Here is a 25,223-nt window from a genome sequence, read left to right on the forward strand (position 1 = left end):
TGCGCGTCGTTCCGTCCATGCGGGCTATCCCCTTTCCTCGCTGTGGCCGTTGCCGCTTGTCGCGGCGCGGAGCGACCGGCAAGGGCAGACTCTGCACGGCCGGCGAGATGGTCTCCGTGCCGCTGCACCGAGTTGCGGCTCGGCGAACTGGCGAGGCGGTGGGACGTCGGCGAGTTGGGCGAGGTACCCGCTGGCCTGATCAAGTTGGTGCGCCAGGTCGAGAACCTGTCCGTCGGCCAGGTCTCCGGTGCGGTCGATGTGGCGGGCGATCCAGTCGGGCGTCGTCTCGGACCTGTCGATCCAGTCGTCCTGAAGGTGACGGACGGCGGCTCGGAACCGCTGTGCTTGGTCGGCCAGGCTGTGGCAAAAGGACTCCAGCAGTGTGCGATCGCGGCACACGAGACTCAGCAGGTGGCGCGCGGCCGGACCTTGGCTGTCGGCATCGCCGGAGTCGGCGGGGTCGCCTCCAGCGCACGACGCGATCAGACAGTCGGCGAATTCCTCGCCGAGGATCTCGCCGTTCCGCAGCGCGTCCCGGTCCCGTGTCACGTCGGGCGGGGCCGGGTTCGTCACGCCGCCAGGTCCTGGCCGTAGTCGCTGTGGCGCGCCTCGCACGCGGCAGGGCCGGGTCGGTCGCGATGGACGGCCTCTGCCAGCCCGATCAGCGAGTTCGGGGCGAGGCGGTCGGGGCCGACGGTGTGCAGGATGTGTCGCGCGGTCGCTGCGGAGACCGGTCCCGGCATCAGCCACACCGCGTCGGGTTCGTGGTCGCTGGCCCGGCGCACGGCGTAGATCTCGCCTGTTGTGGCGAGGTATCCCGCTTCCCACGCTCCGACGAGTTCGGGGTCGCTGCCCAGCGGGTCGTCGTCATCGTCGGGATCGCGCCGCCATCCGCGTCCGAAGTCCTCGCCGTCGACCACCGTCATCCACCGGGTTCCCGCACCCCGCCGGGGGTCGGCTGCGATGAACGCCGCCGCGTTGTCGAATGCCTGAACATACAGGGGTTTCTCAGGGTTGCGGGTCCACCCGGCCGCTGCGGCGGCCAAGGGGCCGTGCGTGATCGCCAGGCCGCACACGAAATCGCGGACTTCGGCGATGTGAATGCTCCAGTGCTCGACGGAATCGACCGCTGTTGACTGCTCTTCCTGGAAAATCGCCAGCAGCTCACGCGCGCGCAGGCGTGCGTGCTCGACCACGAGGCGTTGGTGTTCGGTGGGATCGGCGCCGAGTTCGCGGTCGAGTTGGGCGATCATGTCGCGCTGGCGCTCGACCGCCGCAGCCGTCCGCTCGACGCGTCGGCGGGCGTGGAACGCGGTTCGGCGCAGCGTGGCTTCGAATTCGATCAGGTCTGTCGCGGGATCGTCGCCCGGCAGGATGTAGTCGTCGTCCAGGAGGTGCTCGGCGATCCCGTCAGGGATCGCAACGACCCGTCGCCCGACCCGGACGGACATTCCCTCGCCTGTGTATCCCCACGACAGGTGCTCGCTGGTTCCTTTCATGTCTTCCCCCTCAGATATCCGTGGTGTCACTGTTCTTTTCGCCGGGCGTGCGCGGCGGTCCGGGCGCGCGCACGAGCGGGGATCACCGCCGTCCCTGGGCACGGTGCTGTGGTTCGTGCGCGGCGGCGTGTCGTCCTCCGGCCGTGCCCGGCCGGGACTTGAGCCCGTTCGGCGGGTCGCTGCGGCGGGAGTGCCGGCCCGCGGCCGCCTGCTGCTGCGAGGGGTGTGCTGGCGTGTCTGCTCGTGATTGCGCCGCAACCTGTTGGCGGTCCTGCACACGCCACGGCGGGTCGATTCCCGCGCGCTGCGCGAGCCTGCCGCTGATGTCGTCGAGGTAGTCGGCGGCGGCGAGACATTGGGCGTTCGTCATGTCGGACGCGCTCGCCAGGGTCGGGGCTGATCCGACGATGATGCTGCTGGACAGGTGGTGTTGTTCGCGCAGCGAGACGATCGCGCGAAGCAGGTCGCTCTGATACGCGAGCCCGCCGCTCAGTCCCGCGGTGTAGGCGACGTGCGCTTCCTCGGTCGGGGTGAAGGTCGCGATCGCTTCGTCGAGGTCGAGTGCGGGGCGGCCGGTGGCCGGTGCCGTGTCGCAGAGTTCTTGGGCTATGCGCCGCGCGTGTTCTTCGCCGGCCCCGCGGAAATGGGCCTCGAACCTGTCGCGCCCGTTGAGCCGGTCCAGCGCGACGAGATCGCCGTTCGTGCCGGCGATCGCGACTCCGTCGAATCCCCTGAATCCGTGATGGCGCGGCCCCCTGAAGCCGGGTGTCGCAAAAGGATATCGAGGTGTTGTCATGGTGTCCTTCTTTCTCTGTTCGTCGTTTCCGTTCGTCCTTCTCTGACGGGGGGTGTTGCGGGGGGTCACCTGTTGTCCGCGCGGTCCATCGGGCCGCCGAACACGCGTCCGGCGCCGGCGTAGTCGCCTTTCACCTTGATCGGGGTTTCGTGGACGACCTGGCCGGATTGCGGGGCTTCGATCATCGATCCGTGTCCTATGTAGAGCGCGACGTGGTGGATGTGCCCGCCGCTGCCCCAGAACATCAGGTCGCCGGGTTGCAGGTTTTCGGCGGAGACGGGTTGTCCTCGGGTCGCGGTGAACTGTTCGGTGGAGGTGCGCGGGAGCGTGATCTGCCGTCCGGTGCCTTGGTAGTAGGCCCAGCGGACGAGGGAGCTGCAGTCGAATCCGACCACTCCGCGGTCGGGGCCCGATCCGTTGCCGGGTCCTTCCAGGGTGCCGCCGCCCCAGGCGTACGGGGTTTTCGCGGTCACGTGTTCGGCCGCGCGGGCGATCACGGCTCCGGCCCGTCCTCCGGTGTTCGGGGGCGTGTCGGCCTTGCTGTATTTGGTGTGGGCCAGGTCGCGGATTTTTGCGATGTAGCGGACTGTTTCGACGAAGGGCGGCACGCCGCCGGCGTCCTTTACTTTGCCGGGCCCGGCGTTGTAGCTGGCGAGCGCGAGGTCGAGCAGGTCGCCGCGCAGCGCGCCGTTCTTGCGGCAGAAGCCGACGAGGTGGCACATGTAGGCCGCTTGGGTCTCGATGGCGTCGGCGGGGTTGCGGGGGTCGGCGCGGCCGTCGCCGTCGCCGTCGACGCCGTATTCGGCCCATGTTCCGGGAAGGAACTGCGCCAGCCCGTCGGCGCCGGACTTGCTGTTGTGGGCGTTGGGGTTCCAGTTCGATTCGGTCTCGATCTGGGCAGCCAGCACCGGCGCGGGGACTTCAGGGCAGCGCTGCGCCGCGTGCAGCAGCGGGGCGCGCGCCCAGTCCGGCACCGCGTCCGTTTTCAGCGCGGTGTTCCAGGATCCGTCGTCCGTTCCGGGTTTCGGTTCGGCGTCCTGGCCCCCGCCCATGCCGAGGAACAGGGCCAGCATGGCGACGCAGAGGAAGCCCGCCGCGGCCGCGATCCCTTTGAGGCACACTAGGAACCGCCGCCGGAATCGGAGAGGGTGACGGACGAGACCTTCCATTCTCGGCCGGTTTGGGTCAGCGAGCAGTAGACCGCCAGCGTCGGCAGTTGCTGGTGCCATCCGTCCGGCGCGGACGCGGTCGGGGTCGCGAGCACGCCCGCGCTGGCCGTGCCGTCCTCGCCCGGCGGCGGGTCGTCGGTGATCGGGCGGGTCTCGACGTGCACGCGGGCATGGCGGGCGGCCAGGCCGGTCCAGGTCTCGTCCCGGCCTTCGCCCGCGAGGGCGTTTTCGAGGGCCGGGACGCCGTACTGTCGGGCGGCCCGGCGGCGGGCGTCGGCGGGCCCGGTGTCGGCGGCGGTGTCGACCGACATCGCGGCGACGGCGAAGCGTGCGCAGACCTCGGCCGCCGCCGCGACCGGAAGCGCGTCCGCCGACGGCGGCGACTGCGGAGCCGGGGGCCGCGCACAACCGGCGGCGCCGTGCGCGAGAACCCCGGCGGCGATCAGGGCCGGTCCGGTTCTGCGGAGAATGTCCCGTGCCCGCCAGGGTTTCGGGCGTGCTTCGCTCATGGTGGTCTCCCCTCGGTCGTGCCGTCCTTCTGTCGTGTTTCGGTGTGGCGGGCCGGATTGCGGTTCGCGCGGTGCCCGTGCGCCTAGCTGTCGTCCTGGCGGTGTCTGCTCAGCGCCGCGCGCGGGTGAGCGGCGGTGCGCGGCGCGTCCGGGTCCCGGGTTCGCAGCAGCAGCGGTTCGCGGAGCCCGTAGTAGGCCCAGTCGGCCACGTCCGCAGGGTCCGGGACCGGATCTGGTCCGAAGTGGACGGTGGCGCGGGGCAGCGCGTCCGCGCCGTACTTGACGCGCATCGCCCACCCGGTGTCGCCGTTCCACCGCATCGTGATCAGGTCGGCATCGCCGATGGCCGTGCCGGTCCCGGCGTGCCGTGGTGCGGCGATCCGCAGGGTGGCCTGCGGCGCAGGGGAATCCAGCAGCTGCAGGCCGGACACGGTCAGGCCGCACCGGTCGAGTCGTTCGACCACGGCGCGGACGTAGGGCTCGTGCGGCAGCGCGCCACGCGGCGCGGGGCTCAGCGGGATGTTCGCGGCCGGTCGGGTCCGGTCCTGATCGGGCGTCATCGGGTTCGTCCTGTCGTGGCGAAGTCCGGGCCGGGCCGCGACGTCCGCCCTCCGGCCGGGGCGGTGCCGACGCGGTCGGGGCGCGCGCGGTGTTCCCCGTGCCGGGGCTCGGGCGGGACGGGCCGCGTCGGATCGCCCAGCCCGTACGCCGCCATCGACCGGAGCAGCTGGTCGTAGATCGGGGTCTGTTCCCCGGCCGTGTCCTCGACGTCCGGGCGCGCGTGCCGCCCGCCTGTCCTGGCCATCGCCGGGGCCGGGGGCTCCGCCGTGGCCCGGCCGGAGCCGCCGGAGGCGGCGAACAGGTCCGCGAGGTTGAGCCTCGTGCGGAAGCCCTGCGGGGCGGGGCCGGACGCGACGCGGTCGGCGGCGGGGCTGGGCTCGGCGTGCGCGGTCGCGGCGAGGTCGTTCTCGCGCTGGACCGGGATCGCGACGTCCGCGGCGGTCTCGGTCGCCGTCCGGGTCATCGCGATGTCGACGAGCCGCGCGGCGAGGTCGACGTTGCGCGCGCCGGGCGGCTGGTTTCCGGAGACGAGCACCGTCGCCTCGCCCGGCGGGCCGGCATCGCCGGGGCTCCACCGGGTCTCGGATTCCTGGTCGAACACGGTGCGCACCGAGACGCCGAGCGCGGAGGCTTTGGCCACGAGGTCGCCCCACATCCGCGCCTCGGCGTCGGTCCTGTGCGGGCTGTCGGCGGCAGTGGATTCGGCCGGGCCCGAGGCGGGCGGGCCGGAGGGCTGCCCGGTTGCCGGGTCGTCGGCGGCGAGGACGACCCGCAGCCGCTGGCCCTCGCGTCCGTCCTGGCATGCCGGGTCGGCGGCGAGGAAGTGCTGCCATCCGGTTGGGGTGTAGCGGCGCGAGGTGCAGGTGACGCGGTCCGGGGCGGCGAGGTCGAGGCCTCCGTCTCCGCCGAGCCGGACGCCGTTCATGATCCAGTAGGTGTGGTCGCCGTGCTGCAGCAGCGGGTAGCGGCCGGGTTCCACGACGGCCAGCTCGGTTCCGGGATCGAGCGTGTCCGCGTCCGGGTCCACCGGGTAGATCCGGCGGCGCAGGATCTCGACCGCCCCGATCTGCTGCGGTGCCGGTGCGGGCTCGGCGTCCGTCGCGGCGGTCTCCGGTGCGGCGCTGCTTGCCGCGGCGGCGGTGTCCGTTGTGTCCGATGCGCGGACCGGCGTTGGGGGCGCGGGCTGTGGGCCGGGCTCGGCCGGCGCCGGGCCGGGTTCCTCGGGCGCCGGGCCGGGCTCGGTGGGCTGCCCGGCACCGGGCTCGCCCGTGCGATGCCGGTCCTCGCGGGGTTCTTCCGTCGCGAGGTACCGCGCGAGCGCTGGTTCGTCTGCGGGTTCGGGCGCGAACGGGTCGAAGTCTCCGTGCTCTTCTTCGAGCTGGTCGGCCCAGTCGTATCCGTCGCTGCCCGCTTCGGGGTCGGACGGTGGTGCCGGGGCCTGCTCCTCGTCGTCGGCGGGCGTCCCGGGCGCCGGGTCCTCGCCGCGCCGGCCGACGGGCGGCTGCTGTTCGGCCGGGAGTGCGGCGACGGGCTCGGGTTCCGGACGGTCCGCGTGGTGCTCGGGTGCCGTCGCGGGGGCGGCCGGTGCGGGCGGGGCGACGGGGTCGGGCCGAGGCGGTGCGGGATCGTCGCCGGGGCGCGATGCCGGGGTTCGGCGAGGCTGCGCGTCCGGCCGGGGGTCGGCGGACCGGCTCGGGGCCGCCGACGAGGCCAGCGGGCGCAGGGTCTCGGGGTCCACGCCCGCGTGCCAGGCGAGTTCGGTGCGAGTGGCGCGCAGGGCCGCGCGCAGGCCGGGGCCGTCCGGCTGGTGCGCGAGCCGGTCGTCGATGCCCGAGGCCGCGATGCGGGTTTCCAGGTCCCGGATGTGGCCGACGAGTTCTCTCAGTTGCGCGCCGTCGCGGCGTTGTCGTCCCGGGCCGTGTGCGGCCCAGCGGGCGGCGTTCAGGTGCGACGCGCCGGGCGCGTCGAGCCGTTCGGCGATCATCACCGCGATGCGGGGCAGCCCCGTGGCCGCCTCGGGCGGCAGGTCGACGCGGCGGAGCTGCCCGGCCGCGGTACCCCAGCCGGGGACGAATTCGAGCGCCGCGAACGGTCCCGCCGCGGTCCCGCGTCGTCGTGCCGAGGGGGTGCGCAGGAACGCTTCCAGCGCCGCGAGGGCCGTCTCCGCTTCCGCGATCGCGGCTGCGGCGGTGGCCAGCGGCGGAGAGTCCTTCAGCGCCGCCCCGGCGGGTTTCCCCGCGTCGTCGACGCGCTGCAGCGACCATCGCCAGCCCGCCGCGCCGGTCTCGTCGCGGGCGCGGGTGATCCGGAGACGGATGCCGGGAGCGTCGAGCCGGTAGGCCGCACGCTCGTGCGGGCTGCCGGGCGCGTCGTCGCGGGTCGCCTGCCTGCCGTCGGACAGCGTCAGCGCAGCCGGGACCGCGGCGGTGTCCGGGTCCGCGACAGCGGGAGCCGTGACCACGGTGGTCTCCTGGGCCGCCGGGGCGGGGGCGGTTCCGGGTTCGGGTGCTGCCGTGCGCGGCTTCCGACGGGCATCGGTGTCGGCGGCGGGTTCTGGCGCGGCGGGACGCAGGGCGTCCCGGATGGTGCGCAGGGCGTCGCTCAGGCGTGCCGGTTCCCGGGCTTCGGGCAGGCGGTCCGGGACCCCGGATGCCGCGACGTGTTCGGCGAGGTCCCCGATGTGTCCCGCGACGGCCGCCAGGACGTCCGGCGGCATCTTCACCCGGCCCGGCATGTAGTCGACGGTGCGCAGCCACTCGGCTTCCCGCTCGGGAGCCGGGACTTCCTGGTTCAGCCGTCGCACCACGGTGATGGCCCACTGCGCCTCGCCGGGGAGCCGGCTGAGGTCCTGCTGCACGAGCTGGCTCGTGGCGTCGCCCCAGCCCGGGACCAGCACGATGCCGCCGATCGGGCCGCTGACCGGCGAGGGTGCGCGCAGCGGCGGCTGGTCGAGGTGGCGTTCCAGATGCGCCAGCCACTCTTCCGCCGCGGCGAGGGCTGCGTGCGGGGTCGTGTACTCGCTGGTGCGCGGGAAGAGCCAGCGTGATTCCAGTCCCGCGCCCTGCGGTCTGCCGTCGGCATCGACCTGGCGCAGGAACCAGGTCCACGGCTTGCCCGAGGGGGCGGCACTTCGGCCGGGCTTGACTTGACCACGAGACTGAACCGCCCGGGCTCCACCCGCTCGTAGGCGTCGTACGCGAACCTGTTGACGGTTTTCTCTCCCGCCTCGACCTGCCGGTACTGCAAGGCGCGGCCGTCGGACATCGGCAGTTCCGCCTGCGGCTGGTCTTCCGGGCCGCTCTCGGGCACCGGCACCGGCGCCGAATCTGCCTCCGCAGGCACGCTCGCCTCGGCAGTGGCCGGGACGCGGGCGGGCCCGGATGCGGGTGCGGCGGCCGCGAGCGGTTCGCGCCGGTCTCGTGCCTCGGTCGGGGCGGGCTGCTCGGCCTCTGTCGTGGGTCCGACGGGGCGCAAGACGTCCCGGGCTTCCCGCAACGCGTCGCTCAGGCGGATCGGACGCCGCGCTTTGGGCAGCGCGTCCGGGATCCCGGACGCCGCGACGTGGTCGGCGAGATCTCCGATGTATCCCGCGATCTCGTCCACGTACTCGGGCGGGAATCTCACGTTGCCCGGCAGCTGGCCGGTGTCCCGGATCCACAGCGCTTCCCGCTCGGGAGACGGGAGTTCCGTATCGAGCCGCCATGCCACCTTGAGGGCCCACTGCGCCGCCGGCGGGAGCCCGCGCAGCGTTTGATCCTTCAGCTGGCTCGACACGTCGCCCCAGCCCGGGACGAACTCCAGTTCTCCGATCGGGCCGCGCACCGGCGACGGTTGCGCCAGCTGAGGCTCGTCGAGGTGGCGTTCCAGATGCTTCAGCCACTTTCCCGCCTCCGCGAGCGCTGCCTGCGGGGTCCTGTATTCGTGGGTCTTCTGGCTGAAGCGGACTTCGCTCAGGCCTGCCCCGCGGGGTTTCCCGTCAGCGTCGATCCGGTGCAGGAACCAGGTCCACGGTTTGCCGGACGGGCGCGGCACCTCGGCCGGACTGCTCGCGACCACGAGCCGAAACCGTCCCGGCTCGATGCGCTCGTAGCTGTCGTGCGCGAAGCGGTTGCCGTGTTCTCCGGCCTCGACCCGGCGGTACTGCAGGGCCCGGCCGTCGGACATCGGCAGGTCGGCGACCGGCGGTGTCTGCGCGGCGTCGGCCGGCGCCGGTTCCGCGGCGGCGGACTTCTGGCCAGCCTGGGTGTCGCGGTCTGCCGGAGCGTCCTCGAGACTGCGGTCGCGGTCCGGCGCGGGTGCGGGCGATGCGGGTGCCGGTTGAGTCAGCGCCGCTTCCGCGTGCGCGAGCACGTCTTTCAGCGCCGTGCTGACCGCGCGGGGTTTCGTGCCGCCGGTCAGCAGCCGACGGGGCACGCCGTGTTTGCCGTGCAGGTCCGCCAGCGCGGCGAGATCGCGCAGGTAGCCGGTCGCTTCCGTTTGCTGCTCGCGGGTCAGCGGGGGCCGTCGCCGCCGGCCAGCAGCCAGGAGGCGTTCGATTCCGGCGTGGTCCAGTGAGCGTCGAGTCGCGGGATCATGCCCAGTGCCAGCTGTGCGGTCCGGCGCCGGAGCGAAGCGGGCAGGTTCTGGCGGTTGAGCTGTTCGGCGAATCCTCCCCATTTGGGCACGAACGCCAGGTCCGCCATGGGTCCGTCGACTCCGGCGGCCGCCGCGTCCACGGGTTTCTCCAGCGCCGCGAGCAGCTGGCCGAAGGCTTTCTCCGCCTGCCGCACGGCCGCGGCCGGGTTCCGGTAGGCGGTGCCGCTGACCAGTTCCGCGCCGACGGTCTCGCCGGAGTCGTCGAGCTGCTGCACCGCCCACCACCAGGGGGCGGCGTCGGCGACCTCCGGCGAGGGGGCGGCGACGATCACCCGCGCGCGTCCGGGGACGGTCAGCATGAACGCGTCCCCCGGCCACCGGTCGCGGAAGCGGTGCGGCAGCTGACCCTCGTCGGCGACCCTGGCCAGTTCGCGGCCGTCGCCGAGCACGACCGGCCCGACCTGACGCGGCGGTGCGGGCCGGGGAGTTTCGGGCGCGCGGAACGCGTGGCGTTCGGCCAGGGCCGAGGACACCGCGTCGAGGTCCGCGGCGACGCGGTCGATGCCGACGGCCTGCAGCATCCGGCCGAGCCGGTCGGCGTCCTGGCTCGCCGCGCGCAGCGCCCACGCCCACGCGGCCAGATTCGCGGTCAGGTGCCGGGCGGTCGTCTCCGCGGAATCGCGGGTGCGGCCCGTCGTCGTGCTCGCTCGCGCGACCCACGCCGGAGTCATCGCACGCTCGCCGAGCACGTCGCGCTGCAGCCAGTGCACCACCAGCCCCTGGGCGGCATCGGCCCCCGTGCTCAGCGACCGGGCGCGGTCGGCGGCGGCGATCGCGTCGGCCAGGTGCATCCGCGCCGACACCGGGTCGCCGGCCTCGCTCGCGGCCATGGCCAGCTCCGCCCGCTGCGCGACCGCTCCTTCGGGCGCGGTCATCGCGTGCAGGATCGCCGTCGCCTCCTGACGGGCGCGCATACCGGTGATCCGGGCGTCCTTGACGGCGCGTTTCCTCTCGGCGGCGGCGTTCTCGGCCCGGCGCCGGAGCCGTCGGGCCACGGTGTCCTCGCTCCAGTCGCCGGTCGGCGCGGCGGTCGGCGGGGCGGCGGAGGCCAGGCCGCTGCGCCGCATGAGCGCGTGCCCGACCTCGTCGAGGTAGTCCGGCAGCGGCAGCGCGGGATCCCCCACGGGGCGCAGGTGCCCGGCCGCGCGCACCGTGTGCGCGATCTGCACCATCGCGCGGCCGAGGTCGAAGCGGCGCTCGTCGGTCATGACATGGCGCTTCGGCTGCGCGGGGTCGTCGACCGCGAGCCGGTCGGCCTGCTGTTCCGGGGTCCCGGCGGGGTCGGCGAGGGTGGCCAGGATGTCGTTCATCGCGTAGGAGTCGGCGAGGCTGAGGGAGGCGACCGGCAGCGAGCGGTAGCGGTTCAGCTGGGTCTCCAGCGAAGGGCTTGCCGGGTGGTCGGGCGGCAGCACCGTCAAGGCGGCGAGCCCGGTGCGCGAATGCGGCAGGACGGGCAGCCCGCCGTGGTCCTGCGCGGCTCGCTGCTCCAGCACTCCCGCCATGGCGCGCATCCGCGCGGCCAGCCAGCCGAGCGACTCGTCGGCGGTGTCCAGGCAGCGCCCCGCCTGCCGCAGCACGTCGGCGACGTGCGGCAGCACCAGACCCGGCACGTGGTCCAGCCGCCGGGGCAGCAGTTCCTCCGGCGTCCCGCGCAGCAAGGCCGTCTCCTCCACGACCGAGACCAGGTCGAGCCCCTGCGGCAGCGGCAGGAAATCCTGCAGCGCCATCGCGGCGGCCATCCCCCGCAGACGCGCGGTCTGTTCCGGCGTGGTCTTGCCGCCGGGTGTCACGTCCGCGACGGACTCCCGGATGCGCGCGACCGCCGGATGCCCGTTCAGGTCGGCTGTCGTCGCGATCGTGAGGCCGTCGATCCTGGTGCGCGCCTCCTCCAGCCGCTGCGGCAGCCCGCGCGCCGACAACGGCAAGGCGAAGGCGACCCCCTCTGGCTGGTCCCGCCGGGGCGGGGGATCGGCGAACTCCCGGGCCAGGACGGGCGGGGCGCCCGCCGGGGCGCCCAGCCGCATTCCCAGTGCGGCGGCTTCCCGCGCCAGGGCGTGCGCGCGTGCGTAGAGGTCCGGTGCGGTGAAGACACCGGCTTCGTCGGGGTCGGCGGGAGGCTGGGCGAGGCCGAGCCAGGAGTCGATCTCCTCGTCGGTGACCTCGACCGGGTGGCGGGGGGCGCTCGTGCGGTGCAGCTCCGCGTCGCGCTCGGCCTCGATCTGCAGTTCGGCCAGGGTCACCATCGCGTTGAACGCCAGCGTTCCGGCCGGCTGGCCGCCGTCGAGCACGAGCCGGCGGCTGTCGCGGTCGAGGGCGATCGAGTCGGGCCGGTGCCGGGAGCCTCGTGCGGGCGGGCGGACTTCGAGTTCGATGCCGTGGTCGTCGCGCAGGACCCGCGCGGCGTGCCGCAGCCACCACAGGCTGCCCTCGTCGTGCAGCGTCCCGTCCCTTCCGGTTCTGCGTCCGGTGCCGTCGGGGTGTCGCATGACCAGGTCGGAGAACCCCAGCCAGGAGTCCGGGTCGTGTCCGCCGCGGATCAAGGTTTCGACGACCGCGGTCTTCGCGACCGCCAGGACCTGCGCGAACGTCTCGGCGTAGGGCCCGGGATCGTCGGCTGCGTCGGCCGGGAACACCGGCGCTGTCCCTGCCGGGGCCAACGCCCAGGGCTGGTCCGCCGCGGAGGCGGGCTCCGCCGACCGGGCGGGTGCGAGGTCGAACAGGCCCGGCTCGCCCGCCGGAGCGGACACACCGGCACCGCCCGGCTCCGGCACGAGCCGAGGCCCGTGGGGTTGCGGCGAGGACACGGCGGCGGGGTCCGGTTCGGCGAGGGCAGGCGGAGGCAGCTGGCCGTCGCGACGGGGTGCGGCAGCCTCAGCGCGGGCAGGGCTCGCCGGGCCGGTCCGGGGCGCGGCGGTGGCGTGGCGGGCGGCGAGCAGCCCTGCCTGCTCGTCTAGCGCGTCGGCGATGGCGCGGATGCCCGTGCGCAGCAGCAGGCGGCCCAGGTCGTCCCCGGCTTCGCTGCGGTTGCGGATCGCCTCGGCCCAGGCGGTGCAGTTCGCGGCGAGGTCGCTCGCGCCCCCGGGGTGCAGGCCGGTCGTCGGGACCGAGCGCGCGATCCAGTCGGGCTCCGGCGCACGCGGGCCGAGCGCGGCGCGCTGCAGTTCCAGGCGCAGAATCCCGAGAGCGGCCTGGCCGCCGAGCGCGCGCGGCGACCGGAAGACCGTCGTCAGCACCGCGGCAAGGCGGGCCCGGGCGGTCGCGTCCTCTCCGTCGTCGAGCGCCTCGGCCACCGGGGCGAGCAGCCCGTCGGCCCTGGCCTCGTCCAGCCGTTGCAGCGCGGTGTCCGCGTCGGCGCGCGCGTCCGACAATGTGTGCGGCACGCGGGCGGCGCACGCCTCTTCCAGCTGTCGGCGGCGCTCGGCGCGCTGCACGATCCGCGCGACGGGAACCATCATCGTCCACCGATGCCGCGGTATGCCCTCGACGCCGGAGCCGGAGCGCCCGGTCCTGGCCAAAGCTGCGGCCCGCAGCTGCGCCGACACCTCGCGCACGAAGTCCGGCAGGGGCACGGCGCGGTAGCCGGCCGGGCGGGTGTGTCCGGTCGCCGCCAGCACGTACGCGACGTCGGTGAGCTGCTCGGCCAGCCCTGCGACGACCTCCTCGGTGCGGCCGCGAGCCGGAAGCAGCGAGACGATCGAGGCCGCGGCCGTCTCGGGGTCGACGGGCGGCGATTCGAGCAGGGACAGCAGCGCGGTCACTCCGTGCCCCGCGTGCTCGGCGGTTCCGTGGATCCAGGGCTGGAACCGCAGCGCGTCGCGCAGCTGGGTCTCCAGCTGTGCGGCGGCGGGGTGCTGCGCGGGCAGCAGGACCAGTCCGGCCGCTCCGAGGCCGGGCCGGGGCGGGTCGTCGGCCGGGGATTCGCGCGGCCAGCGCAGTTCGCGGCCGACCGCGCGCAGCTTCGCCGCCAGCCACGGCAGCTCGGCCTCGGCTGCCGCGTCGAGCACCCGCGCCGCTTGGTCGATCGCGCCGGCGACGGCGTGCCGCCGGTCGGGCGCGAGCAGGTCGAGCCAGCGGGGACCCAGGTCGTGGCCGGGGGTGCTGGCGTCGAACAGGTACTCGCCCAATGCCGGCAGCGACAGGCCCTGGGGCGTCGGGACGTAGTCCGCGACGGCCTCCATCGCGAGCACCGTCTGCGTCCACGCCCGCAGCCGCCCGTCCTCGGGCAGCCACCGGCGGGCCAGGGCGACGCGGACGTGCTCGACGGCCGGATGACCGGCCAGCGACTCCGCCGTCGCGATGCGGGCGCCCTCGACCCGGCGACGCGCCTCCTCGATCAGATCGTTGTAGGTCAGGTTTTCGTCCGAGAACGGCAGGCCGGGGCTTCCCGGGCCGTCGGCGGCGCCGAGCCGGTACCCGAGCGCCGCCGCCTGCCGGCCCAGCGCTCTCAGCTCGTCCCGTTCCCGCGGGGACGCGGCCCGGAACCGGCTGCGCCGGGTTTCCTCGGGCAGCCAGCTGTCGACGACGCGGTCGATGTCGTCGGCGGCGGTCTCGACCGGCGGCAGGACCCGTCCGGGCGCCGAGGCCGCGGCGGCCCGCTCCGCGTCCCAGCGCAGCCGCGCGATCTCGGCCAGCAGCAGCGCCGCCTGCGCGGGCAGCGGCTCGTCGGGGTCCATCAGGATCCGGCCCGGAGCCACCGCCACCCTCGGCCCGTCCGGAAGGACGGCTGCCGGGCCGTCGGCGACGCAGCCGAACTCCTCCCGCAGCACTGCCAGAGCCTCCTGGACCCACCACCGCGCGGTCCGGGCTCCGCCGCGCGCCGGGGCACCGTCGGGCGCGGGCTCGGCTCCGGTGAGATCCAGCAGCTCCGACCACACCGCAGGGTCGGCGCCCCCGGCGGCTCCGGCGTCGGCCAGGGCGCGGGTCGCCACGCTGATCCCGTGGGCGAACAGTTCGGCGTCAGAACCCTCGGCGGCCCCGCCGGGCGGGACCGTCGCGGCCCGCGCCGGGTGCGGCGGTTCCGCGGCGGCCCGGTGATCGAGCGCGTCGATCAGCCCGGTGGCGAGAACCGGCGACGGGACGGCGTCGGTGCCGGCCGCCGCCGAGTCCCACAGGCTGGATTGGCCCTCGGCGCGCGGCGGTTCGCCGCTGTCCGGCGCCGCTGGGCTCGGGGCCACGATCCGGGTCTCGGGGACGGGGACGGCGCGGCCTTCGAAGCCCCAGCCGCGCACCCGCTCCCATCCGACCTGCCACGCGCGTTCGTCCCGGTCCGCGAGGTTGGCGGCGATCGCGCGGGTCGCGACCGGCGAGACGACCCAGCTGCCGTCGTCGGCCTGGCGTGCGGTCCCGGTGAACCCGGCTTCGGCCAGGACGGTGCGGACGTCGTCGAGGGAGGCCACGACGTGCTCGACGGGATCGGGGTGCGGCGCGGCCAGCAGCACGAGCCGGGTGGACAGTTGCGGGCCGGGCTCGCCGGGGACCCAGCGCAGCAGCAGCGTCGTGGTGTGCCGCGTCCAGGACTGCACGACAGCGTCCGCCTCGTAACTTGTGCCGGTCAGGGCCCATCCGAACGAGGAGGGGTGGGCGTCGGCCGGGACGGCGAGCGTGTCCGGCGCGTCCGCGGGCGGAGCCAGGGGCGGCGGTGGCTGCACCAGCGACGCCAGGGATGCCGGAAGCGGCCAGACCTGGCACCGCTCCCGCTCGCCGTCGCGGTCCGGGACCGTCACCGTGTTCCGCGTGACGCCGGGGTCGCCGCGAAACCGCACGATCTCGCCGGTCAGGACCACGGCGCCGTCCTCGGTCACCGGTGTTGCGGTGATCCGGAACGGATTGTCGCGATGGACCGGGTGAACGATGACGTCGCCGGGGACGAGGCGGTCGGCGGGCGTCGGCGGCGCATCCGCGCGGGGGCCCACCAGCACGGCGGCGACCGCGGCGACCCAGTCCAGTGCCTCGGCGGCCGGCATGCCGGGCACGACGTCGCCGGACAGGTCGACGGGCTCCCCGGCGATGACCGCCGCGAGCCTGGTCCACAGCGTCGCTTGGGCCCCTTTCAGGAGGTCCCAGACCCGCCGCTGGGCGATGCCGGCGAGGGTTTCCTCTCCGGCAGCGGCGAAGGACCTGTCCATGTCCGCGTGCACGAATGGATTCACGGCGACGGCCGCGCGCATCAGCTGCCGCGTTTCGGGCACGGTCGCGGCGCGGACCCACTCGAGAATCTGCCGCCACGCCACCCTGCCGGTGCGGTGGCCGTCGGCGCCCGCGGTGATCTCGAGAGCGTCGGGACGGTTGTCGGCCCGCCCGGTTTCGCCCGCGCGGACGAAGCCCCACCCGAGCGGCAACGGCAACGGGCTGGTCGTCGCGCCCTCGTCGACGGCGGCGAGGATCCCGACGACGGCGGGGTCGGTGAGCGCGCCGAGCGCGGCGACGAGGTCGGCGGCCAGCAAGCCGCCCGGCAGCGCGGCGGCGGAGTGCCGGGGCGGGGCAGGGCTCGCCGCGTCCGGCGGCGCCGCGTCGGGCGCGGGCGGCGCGTCCGGCGCGGACTGGTCCGGCAGGTCGAACAGGCTGTCCTGTGCCGTGTCGGCCGGTGGCTCCGGCGGGGTGCGCGTCCTGTCCGGTCCGGGCACGTGCGGCGGCGTCGGCCGCCCGGGAGCGGGCCGGGGAGCCTGCGCGGCGCGCAGGTCGGCGAGCGGGACGCCGTCGCCGACGCGGACCCATCCCCGGTCCGGGTCGAGCCGCACGACTTCCGCGCTGCTGCCGCGCCGCCGCATCGCGGTGCAGGCGGCGGCGGTGGGCTGCGGGAACACCGCCCACCGGGGGCCGTCGAGGCGGGCCATGCCGAACCGGCCCGCTTCGTCCAGGAGGGTGCGCAGCTCCTGTGCGGAGGAGACCTCGTGCGCGAGGTCACCGGGCAGGAGGCGGTCGCGCATCACCACGCGCGGGCGCAGCGCGAGGGCGTCCCCGTCGGCGCGCCAGGCGAGGACTAGCTGTGTGCCGCCGCGTGTCCACGTCTCCGTCGGTTCCGGGCCGTAGGAGGTGGCGGTCCGTTCCCAGCCGGCGTCGGCGGGGTCGACATCGTCGGGGACCGGCACCCCGGCGGGCTCCGCGTCCGGCTGCGGTCCGCCAGCGTCCGGCCCGTCCGCGCCGGATTCGCGCGGGCCGAGTCCCTCGGCGGCTCGGGGCATCAGGGGGCGCAGCGATCCCGCCGGTGCGGCGGAGTCGGGGCCGGGCAGCACGGCGGAGAGGTCGAGGATCCGCTGGGCCGTCTCGCGGTCGGCGCGGGTCATCGCCGCGAGGGCGTCCGGCGAGACGAGGTCGCGTTCGGTTTTGGGGTTCGTGCCTTTCGGCCGCCGGATGCGGGCCCGTCCGGTTTCCTGCGCCGGTTGGGCGGCGTCGACGACCGCGATGCCGGCCTGTTCTCGCAGCGCGGCCAGTTCCTGGCGGGCCGTCCGCGCGAGGTCGCCTTCTCCGGCCTGGTCGAACGCGTCCTGGGCGCGGTCGAAGCCGCGCAGCGCGGTGTCGGCGTGCACGACGATCGCGTGCCGGGCAGGGTTCAGGCCGGCTCGGACCCAGGCTTGGACCTGCGGCCAGCTCAGCCGTCCGGTGCGCAGCTGACCGTGGTCGAGGTCGACGGTGATGTCCATGCCTCTGGAGTGAAATTGGACGGTGTCGACCGCCCCGGGGTCCTTCTCTCCCGGCCCGCGCTCGTATCCGAAGAGGCTGGATCCCGTCGCGTCGGCGGGCGCGGAGGGGTCGTCGCGGTCGACCTCGCGGACCAGGTGCGCGAACTGCCCGTGCTCCAGCCGGGCGAGGGCGCGCAGCGCGCTCGCGACGTCGGCCGGAACCAGCGGCGAGGTCGCGGTCTCCTGCGGCTGCTCGCCGGGCTCGCCCGGCAGGGCGAACCCGTGCTCGCGGGCCAGGACGGCGGCGACCTCGTCGAGGTGGTAGGCGATCGTCGCAATTCCGATGTGCCGCAGTGCTCGGGCGGCCTCGTCGCCCGCGCGTGCCCGGTCGCGGGCCGCCTGCGCCAATGCCTGGGCGGAGAGGGCCGTCTCCTCGCCCCGGTCGTCGTCGAGCAGGCGCCCGGCCGCGTTCGCGGTGTCGAAGCGCGTGCGCGCCGACTGGTGGACGAACGCCTCCTGCAGCAGCCACAGGGCGCCCGGGTCGATCAGGTCGGTGCGCTGGTGCGGCGGGAGAGGCCCGCCGAGGAATTCGTGCACTCTCTCCAGGTCGCCGCGTTCGGCGAAGTGGGCCGCGACCCGTACCGCGTCCGGGTTGACCGTGGCGAACAGCGCGTCGGCCTGGGCGCGGCGCAGCCGGTGCTCGTCGGCGAGGACGGCGTCGATGCCGTCGGCGACCGCGTGCAGATGATCGGGCAGGCTACGGTCCTCGCCGAACAGGCCGAACGCGTCCTGGCGGGGCGCGGCGTCGGCGATGCGACCGGCCAGCCGCCGCACCCGCTGGGCCGCATCGCCGGGCTCGGCGGCGCTGCCCGCGACCCGCGCGGCCAGGGCCTCGGCGGTGAAGGCGTCGCCGCTCGCGAGCGCGGTGCCCGCCAGCGCCAGCGCGAGCCGCACCGGCCCGGTCGAGACCCCGTCGATCTCGCGGGGCAGCGACTGCATGGTTTCCCGCAGCCAGGCCCGCAGCCCGGTCGCGGAGCCGGTCTCCGCCGGGTCGAGCGCCGGGAACAGCCGGTCGAGCGGATCCGGCTCTGTCTCCAGCGCTGTCTCCGGCGTTGCCTGCGGCGCTGGTTCCGGGGCGGGCGCGGGCGCGACGGACGGCCGGGGCTGCTCGGCGCGGGGCGGCGCCGTCGCCGCTGGCGCTGTCGCGGGCGTGGGTTCGGGCGCCGCGGGCAGCCGCAGCGTCGGGTCGCCGTCGAGAAGCCGTTGCAGGCCAATGGTGGCGCCGTCGGAATTGAACTTTCGGCCGTGGTGCACGCCCGCGCCCAGTGCGGCGGCCGCGGTGCGCCGGTACACGTCGGGAGCGATCTGCGCCAGGCGCTGACGCGCCTGCTCGGGCGTCACGCCGTTGCGCTCGTCGCCCGCGAGGACGGCGGGGACCAGCCGGGCGACGTCGGCGTCGCGATAGTGGGCGCCGAGCACGAACCGCGTGACGGCCCGCAGGTCCCGCAGCTGCAGGACCGGAGTCGGGGGCAGGACCGCGATCGGGTCGCCGCCGGCTGTGCTGCGCCAGGCCCCGTCGTCGGCGAGGATCACTTCGCGGCGGTCCACCGCCGTCGCGGCGGCGCGGGCGTGCGCCGCCGTCGGTTCAGTCGTCAACCGCCACATCCCCGGGCGGGTGGACGGCACGACCCAGCCGTGCCGTCCGGCTTCGGCGAACGCCCGCCGCACGTCGTCCAGAGTGGACACAGCCGTCTCGCCCTGGTCCCAGGCTGTGGTCGCCAGGACCGGGTTCGCGTCCTTGTCCAGCGCTGCGAACGCTTTTCGGAGGAACAACGGCGTCGCCAGCAGGTCGTCGTGGTTCCAGGTCAGCGCCGCGCTCCACTCGCCGCGCGACCACAGCTCGCCCTCTCCCCCTCGACCGGCTCGCCCACGCTCTCGATCTGCCAGCCCTGCGACTCCAGAACCTGCCGGACGGCCGCGCGGGAAGCATCGGGCATGACGGTCAGCCCGTCGTCGCCGAGGACCAGAGCCGGTTCTTGTTCGGGGGCCGCGGATTCCGGCGGAGCTGCGCGGGTTTCGGCCGGGACGCCGTCCTGTCCGGGGGCCGTCGCGGGGACGGCGGGAGTCGCCGTTTCCGTGGCGGCAGCGTCGTTCTGGCGGCCCTGTGCGTACTCGCGGATCCAGGCGAGCGAGCCGAGGCCCAGGCGCGCCTTGGCGCGGGTGACGGTGACGTAGGCGAGGCGCAGATCCTCACCCGAGGGCAGGATGATCTCGCCGGTGCCAGGGTCGCGTTCTGGCTGCCGGAAGTCGTCGGCTACCTGCACCGCATCCCACTCGCGGCCCTTGGCCTGGTGCGCCGTGGACACCACCAGGTCCGGGCGCAGGTCCTCGGCTGTGGCGTGCTCGTCGGCGAGGTCCTCCGCCATGGCGATCAGGCCATCCGGGTTGTACTTGCCAACCAGTCGAACGAACGTCCGCAGCGCTCTTGCGTCCTCGTTGTCGTCGACGTACTGCCGTACTGCTTTCCAGTTGCGGAAATCCTTCAGGTCCGGGTGATTCGTGCGTCGTCCCCGCATGAGGCTCTGGGCAGCCTCGGCAATGCTTTTGATGTCGGTTCCCTCGCCGACCAGGGCGACGCGCTTGCCCGCCTCGAAACCTTCCAGCACGGCGGCGACGGCGCCGGCGTTGGTGCGGCACAGCACCGCATCGGGGTCGCGGACCTGTTCGATGCGGCTGTCGAGCGCGTCGTTGCCCTCCAGCCTCAAATTCGCGCCCAGAGCCGCGAGGAAATGGTTCCCTGTCTCGGCGACGGCCGGGCCGAAGCGCCAGCTTTTCGTCAACGGCAGGGTGATGTCGGCGGGCCAGTCGCGCAAGAAGTCCTTGGCGCCGCGGAATCCGTAGATGGACTGGTGGCTGTCGCCGACCACGATCGTCTGCGCGGACTGGGCCTGCACGAGATGTGCCTGCAGTTCGTTCACGTCCTGCGCTTCGTCGAAAATGATCAGGTCCGCGTCCAGGACGGGGCCGGTCAGCGCCCAGGCTTTGAGGTAGTCGTCGTGGGTGAACTGCAGCTGTCCCCCGGGGCTCATCTTGTCCGCCCAGATGACCTTGGCCAGCCGCAGCACTTCCGCCTCGACGGCGGTGAGTTCCCGGGCGTCGCCGTGGCCGAGGTGCCGTCCGGTGATCTGCGTGTCGCTGGACTCGCGGTACTGCTTCACCGCGCGCAGGGCCGCGCGCACCAGCGACAGGTTCTCCGCCCGCGTCCCGCCGATCGCGGTTTCGCCGTCGGGGTCGATGCCGAGGGCGCGCGCGACCGGCCCCGGGTAGCCGTCGTTCTTCGAGGTGCGGGAGAGCTTGTCCTTCAGGCGCGGGTCGTTCTGCAGACCGCGGCGCGCGAACGCGTGCATCGTGTCCGCGTCCACATGGGACGCGAACACGCCCTGAGCTTCGTCTGCGATCGACCGGTTGAACGCGAAGTAAATGATCTTCCGGTCGGTCATGCGGTCGGCGAGCATCCGCATCGTGGAGGTTTTCCCGGTGCCTGCCAGGGCCAGAACCGCGACGTCCCGTCCGGAGAGGGCCGCGTCAATGATGGCTTGCTGTTGCGGGGTCGGCGGGAATGTCGGTTTCGGTGCCCGGCGGGCTGTTTCCGCGGCGTCGAAACGGGCGATGACCTCGTGCACGCGGCGCGCGAGATCTTCGGCTTCTGCTTTGGTGCGGGCGGACTTCTTCCAGACATTTCCTTCCCTGGGCCGGAACCACAGCCTGACCTCCTTCTTCAACGCCTCCCGGAATGCCTGGGGTTCGCTGCCGTCCGTTCCCGACAGCACGACGGTGCGCCCCGTGATCTCGACGGTGAGCTTGCGGGCGAGGCGTCCGGGCGCGGGCCGGGTCGTGTCCGGTGGCGGGGCCGGTTCCGCCGCGTTCGCCGGTGTCGCCGCATTCGGGGTGTCTGCATCGCGGCGCGAGGCGGCGTACTGCTCGGCGACGTAGGGATGCACGGCGCCGCTGGTGAGGGTCGGCAGCGGTCCTCCTTTGCTCTGCCGGATCTGGGCGATGTGCTCGGCCATGTACTCGACGTCCACGCGGAGGTTCTGCTGGACCAGGACCGCGTGATCGGCCGCCCTGGCCGGGTCGACCGTCGCGAGCAGCGCCGCGACGTGCTTCGCCGCGTTCACGCACCCGTCGACGAACTGCAGCGTGTCCGCGAACCGGTCGATGCGTGCCTGCACCGCCACGGCGAGCGCGGACTGCGTGGTCGGGGCGGTCAGGTACGCGGCCGTGTGCGAGCGGGGGCGCTGGTCCTCGGGCAGCGCGGACAGGTCCGACAGCGCCCACTCCGCGCCGTCCATGCCGCCGGGCAGCACCGTGACCGCCAGCTCGTCCTGCGGGTGCTCGGCCGGATACCGGCCGATGACGGACTCGGCCGTCGCGATCCCTTTGCTCCGGCCGGCTTCGTCCCCGTCCAGGGCGATGACCCGCCGCGCGCTGGCCGGTGCCACGCGGTCGATGGCGTCGAAATGCGCGAGGGTCACCGCCGTCCCGTTGGAGCCCACGACAATCAGTTCGCGTTCGGTGTCCGCGGCCCGGGTGGCGGCCACGTCGAAGGGGCCTTCCTGGACCACGACCGCGCGCACGCGGTCCCGTGCTTCGCCGGCGGCGTCGGCTGTCTGTTCGTGGAGGCCCAGCAGCAGTTCGCCTTTGCGGAACAGCGGAGTCGTTTTGGTGTTCAGGTATTTCGGCTCGACGTCGTCGCTCAGGGCGCGGGCGGTGAAGCCGCACACCCGTCCTTCTTCGTCCCTGACGGCAAAAGTGATCCGGTCTCGGAAGCAGTCGTACACCTGTCCGGTGTCGTCGTTGCGTTTCACGACTCCCGCGGCGACGAGGTCGTCGTCGCGGTAGCCCAGGGACCGCAGGTGCCGGCGCAGGCCCTGCCAGCCAGCTGGCGCGTAACCGATCTGCAGCCCGCGCGGGTTGGCCGCACTGAGCCGGATCCGCACGGTCTTGTCGTCCCCGCCGAGCCGCTCGCTCACATACCGCTGGGCTATCTCCGATTCGTCGAAGGACTGGTCGAAGTAGGCCGCCGTGTCGGCGTTGATGCGGGCGTGCAGCGCGAGAAGGTCGGCTTCGGACGGCAGGACGGGCTGTGCCGCCGCGTCCTGCTGCGCCTGTCCTTCTGCGGGGGCGGAAGACCGTGCCGGGTCGGCCGTGCGGAGGACGCCGTTGCGGAGGTGGTCCCACAGGGCGCGGTGGCCGGGGTCGGCCAGTTCGGCGTCGTCGAGCCGGTCCAGCGCGTCCGCGTACCGGCCCTCGGCGTAGGCGGCGTGGGCGAGCTGCGAACCGGCTTCGCCGGCGCGTGCCTGTTCTGCGCGCTCGCGCGCGGCCTGTGCTTGCAGGCGTCGGTGGTCCGGCAGCGGACGGTCGAGCGTCTCCGGCTGCTCGGCGACGCGGGCTTGGAGCCATTCCCGCTCGCGGCGGGTGATCCCGTCCAGGTGGCCGCGCTCGGCCAGGTGCGCGACCGGGTCGCCGGCCCACGCGTAGGCCGACGCGTATTCGGTTGCGGCGCGCAGGAACCGCGCGGCGCGCGGCGCGGCGGGGCGCAGGTCCCCGATCGCGGTCTCCGCCTCGTACAGCCGACGAGCGAAGAACGCCGTCTCGGTGTCGGTTTTCCGGTCCGCGAAACCGATCGCCTCGGCGATGAAGCGGCGCAGTTCCCGGTCTGTCCCGGAGGGGTCGGCCGCCGCCGGTGCCACGAGGGCGAGCCTGCCCGCGTTCTCGGGGTCGAGGCGGTCGAAGACGGGCGACACGACGCTGCGGTACTCGCCCAGGTAGCCGTCGAGTTCCTTGACAGCGATGGCGAATCCGAGCGGACTGGCGAATGCCGTGTCGCCGGGGCGGAGGGTCAACAGCGGCGGCAGGCCCGCGCCGGTGGCGTCGACCTCGTGCACGGTGATCCAGGGCTGCCCGTCGGCTCGCTCGACCGTGACGTGCAGCCGGTGCGTCTCGGCGAGCGCGCGCACGGCGCGCAGCGACCCGGGAGGCCCGGAGGGAAGCGGAGCTTCGGGCGTGGCGATGTTCGATGCGGCCATGGCAGCCTCCTGTCTGTCGGTCTCCTCCTGGCGGGTGTCGGGGGCTGGGGAAAGCTGAGGGCGGTGCGGGACGGGACTTTCGGCGGGCGCGTGCCGGCCGCGCTGGCGGACCTGGTCGTAGATCCAATGGCGGGCCAGGTCCAGCAGGCGGTCTCTGGCGTACTGGTCGCTGTCGACGACGTAGGCGACGGCGGGATGGCCGACGTCCTCGACCTGTTCGACAGCGATGTCGACAAGTCGTTCGGCGATCGGGATTCCGGCGTGGCTCTCGCTGTTCGCCAGCGCCCAGGCCCGGATCTGCGGATCGGTGGCGGCGTCGGAGATCCAGTGCCGCATCCAGGCCACCGCGTCGTCGTCGCGCGGCAAGTCGAGGTCGCCGACCAGCGTGGCGATGAGATCGGGCAGGTCGGCGGTGAGGTCTCGGGTGATGCGCCGCTGGATCCAGCCGTGCGCGATGTCGCGGAGCTTCGCCGCGAACCCTGGGTCATTCGCGTAGCGGCTCACGAGTGAGGGGTCGGGCTCGGGCAGGCGCCACCGTGCCGCGGCGGTGTGGTTGCCCGTCCGCGCGGCGAGGCCGTCGTCGATCGCCCGTGCGACCGCCTGCCCGAGGTCGTCCGGGTTCGCGCGCTGGGTGTCGCGCATGTCGTCCTGCAGCGATATCGCGAGCAGGTAGCGTCGGAGCCAGGCGGACGCCGGACCGGGAATTCCCGCCGCCTCCGCGATCTCCGCCGCGGTGTCGGGTGCCGCCTCGCCGGTTTCGGCTGCGGCGGCGGGCAGTTCCGGTCCCGGCGGGCGGCCGGGGCGCGGTGCTTCCGCTGCGGCCTGGGGTGGTTCCGTGCCTCCGCCGGGAGTCGATCGGGTCCGTCGGGCACCGCCGGTTCGCTGTCCGGTCGGCGGCGCAGCCGCTGGCGGTTTCGTGTCGGGACCGGAATCGCCGGTCTGCGCGGGTTCTCCCGTCGCGCTGTTTCGGTTGGTGTCGGTGCGCACCCGGTTTGCGGCGGCCGGGAGGTCGTTTTCGGCTGCAGGCCCGGGTATCTCCGCCGTTTCGCTCGCGTCCTCGGCGAGGTCGGGAACGGTCGCCAGGTCCGTGTCGGCGACTGTGAGGTCGTCCAGTTCGTCGAGGTCGGGCCCGGTGGCCCCGAGCGGAGCGAGCCTGGGCTTCTGGTCGGCCCGCGGTGAGCCGATGCTCTGCCACACGTGCAGCGCCGCATCGACGGGCGGTTGATGCTCGGACAGCAGTCCCTGCGTGATCGCGACGTACCAGTAGGCAAAGGATTCCCCGCGAGTGCCGCGGACGCCGAGAGCCGCGGCGCCGTCGCGTGCCTTGGCGCGCGTGGCGAGCCAGGCGTCGTGGCGTGCCGCGATGCGCTGGCGCAGCGCGACCGCCTCGGGCGAGTGGTCGTCCTCGGCGGGCGGAGTCTCTGCGGCGTCAGCGATCTGCAGTTCGCTGATCAACTGTTCGCGTCGGCGAGTGACGTCGTCCAGCCGCTGTTGCTCTGGGAAGGGCTTGCCGACCTCGGGTTCCGCCATGGCGATGCGCTCGTGCTGCGCCGCGATCCGCTGCCGGGTAGCGTTTCCTGCGGCGGCGACGGCTTTGACCCGGTACTCGATGCTGGCGACGAGGCCGAGTTCGCTCGGCGGTTCGAGGAGGTTCACGCCGACCGATGCGAAGTCCCGGCCGGCTTCCGGCGAGTGGACCGTCACCGTCATGTGGCTGAGGCTGACGACGGCGTGCAAGGTCAGACCGGCGATGCGGGCGACCGCGTGGTGCGTCTCGGGGCGGTCGCGGTGCCCGGGCAGACCCAGGAGGACCTCGCGCAAGCGTGCCCCGGCTTCGGTGCGCTTGCTGTACGCACGTCCCTGGATCTCCATCGAGAACGCGGGCCCGGAGACGTCGTCCAGGGTCGCGGCGAGCGCGTCTTGCCGCCGGACTTGCTCGTCGTATTCGGCGATTCTCATGTTCGCGTCGGCGATCTCGAATCTCAACGACTGCTGATTGCCGACGTGGCGGGCCTTCCTGCCGGTCAATTCGCCGTGCTCGCGGTCGAGGTCGTCCTTTTCCCGGTAGCGCGGGTCTCCGGTCGCGATCGCCATGGCCTCGGCGATGCTGTCGCCGTCGTCGGTCCTGACGTCGCGGGAGCGCTCGGGCGGGGTCGAGGCGTAGAGCGGCGCGAAGGTCTGCTCTTTTGCAGCATGATCTCCAGGCGCTTCGCGTCCATCGACGGGGCGAGGACGAGCCGCTTCCAGGAGATGACGTCGTTCTGGTTGCCCTGCCTGCGTGCGCGGCCTTGCGCCTGGGCGCTGATGTCGGGGCGCCATCCGTGGGTGACTTCGTATCCGACGGTC

The 25,223-nt window shown here is 73.9% G+C and carries 10 protein-coding genes; all 10 read right to left on the bottom strand.

Annotation, left to right across the window (positions count from 1 at the left end; translation table 11 throughout):
- Window positions 1-24: 24 nt before the first annotated feature.
- The 10 genes from RPX00_RS09585 to RPX00_RS09630 all read right to left on the bottom strand — a co-directional run bounded on the left by RPX00_RS09585 (window position 25) and on the right by RPX00_RS09630 (window position 24,971).
- Window positions 25-573 (bottom strand): hypothetical protein, encoded by a 549-nt coding sequence (locus RPX00_RS09585; RefSeq protein ID WP_406639133.1) that lies wholly within the window; start codon window positions 571-573, stop codon window positions 25-27.
- Entirely contained in the window at window positions 570-1,499 is a 930-nt protein-coding gene (locus RPX00_RS09590; RefSeq protein ID WP_406639135.1) for a hypothetical protein, read from the bottom strand. The genes RPX00_RS09585 and RPX00_RS09590 overlap by 4 nt, the downstream gene beginning before the upstream one ends.
- 82 nt (window positions 1,500-1,581) lie before the next feature.
- Window positions 1,582-2,364 carry a hypothetical protein gene (locus RPX00_RS09595; RefSeq protein ID WP_406639136.1) on the bottom strand — a complete coding sequence of 261 codons (783 nt, stop codon included), beginning with the start codon at window positions 2,362-2,364 and terminating at the stop codon, window positions 1,582-1,584.
- The gene (locus RPX00_RS09600) at window positions 2,361-3,416 is read right to left on the bottom strand and encodes an NlpC/P60 family protein (RefSeq protein ID WP_406639138.1); all 1,056 of its coding nucleotides are present in this window, start codon (window positions 3,414-3,416) and stop codon (window positions 2,361-2,363) included. Before RPX00_RS09600 ends, RPX00_RS09595 begins: the two co-directional genes overlap by 4 nt.
- Window positions 3,416-3,973: a hypothetical protein gene (locus RPX00_RS09605; RefSeq protein WP_406639140.1), complete on the bottom strand. Its 558-nt coding sequence runs from the start codon at window positions 3,971-3,973 to the stop codon at window positions 3,416-3,418. The genes RPX00_RS09600 and RPX00_RS09605 overlap by 1 nt, the downstream gene beginning before the upstream one ends.
- An 83-nt stretch (window positions 3,974-4,056) precedes the next feature.
- Window positions 4,057-4,533: a DUF6292 family protein gene (locus RPX00_RS09610; protein ID WP_406639142.1), complete on the bottom strand. Its 477-nt coding sequence runs from the start codon at window positions 4,531-4,533 to the stop codon at window positions 4,057-4,059.
- Entirely contained in the window at window positions 4,530-7,430 is a 2,901-nt protein-coding gene (locus RPX00_RS09615; protein WP_406639144.1) for a hypothetical protein, read from the bottom strand. The genes RPX00_RS09610 and RPX00_RS09615 overlap by 4 nt, the downstream gene beginning before the upstream one ends.
- Window positions 7,325-8,947, bottom strand: coding sequence for a hypothetical protein (locus RPX00_RS09620; protein ID WP_406639146.1), 1,623 nt, complete (start codon window positions 8,945-8,947; stop codon window positions 7,325-7,327). The genes RPX00_RS09615 and RPX00_RS09620 overlap by 106 nt, the downstream gene beginning before the upstream one ends.
- Window positions 8,948-9,024: 77 nt before the next feature.
- Window positions 9,025-18,621: a hypothetical protein gene (locus tag RPX00_RS09625; RefSeq protein ID WP_406639148.1), complete on the bottom strand. Its 9,597-nt coding sequence runs from the start codon at window positions 18,619-18,621 to the stop codon at window positions 9,025-9,027.
- 32 nt (window positions 18,622-18,653) lie between these two features.
- The gene (locus tag RPX00_RS09630) at window positions 18,654-24,971 is read right to left on the bottom strand and encodes an AAA family ATPase (protein WP_406639149.1); all 6,318 of its coding nucleotides are present in this window, start codon (window positions 24,969-24,971) and stop codon (window positions 18,654-18,656) included.
- Between the last annotated feature and the right edge of the window lie 252 nt (window positions 24,972-25,223).

Origin of the sequence: Amycolatopsis sp. WGS_07 (assembly GCF_045278895.1) — a bacterium.
In the GTDB taxonomy this organism is placed as follows: domain Bacteria; phylum Actinomycetota; class Actinomycetes; order Mycobacteriales; family Pseudonocardiaceae; genus Amycolatopsis.

Bases quoted from the DNA above. Each gene is read 5' to 3' on its own strand.
- RPX00_RS09590 (WP_406639135.1), bottom strand. From the start codon at position 1,499: ATGAAAGGAACCAGCGAGCACCTGTCGTGGGGATACACAGGCGAGGGA.
- RPX00_RS09605 (WP_406639140.1), bottom strand. From the start codon at position 3,973: ATGAGCGAAGCACGCCCGAAACCCTGGCGGGCACGGGACATTCTCCGC.
- RPX00_RS09610 (WP_406639142.1), bottom strand. From the start codon at position 4,533: ATGACGCCCGATCAGGACCGGACCCGACCGGCCGCGAACATCCCGCTG.
- RPX00_RS09630 (WP_406639149.1), bottom strand. From the start codon at position 24,971: ATGGCGATCGCGACCGGAGACCCGCGCTACCGGGAAAAGGACGACCTC.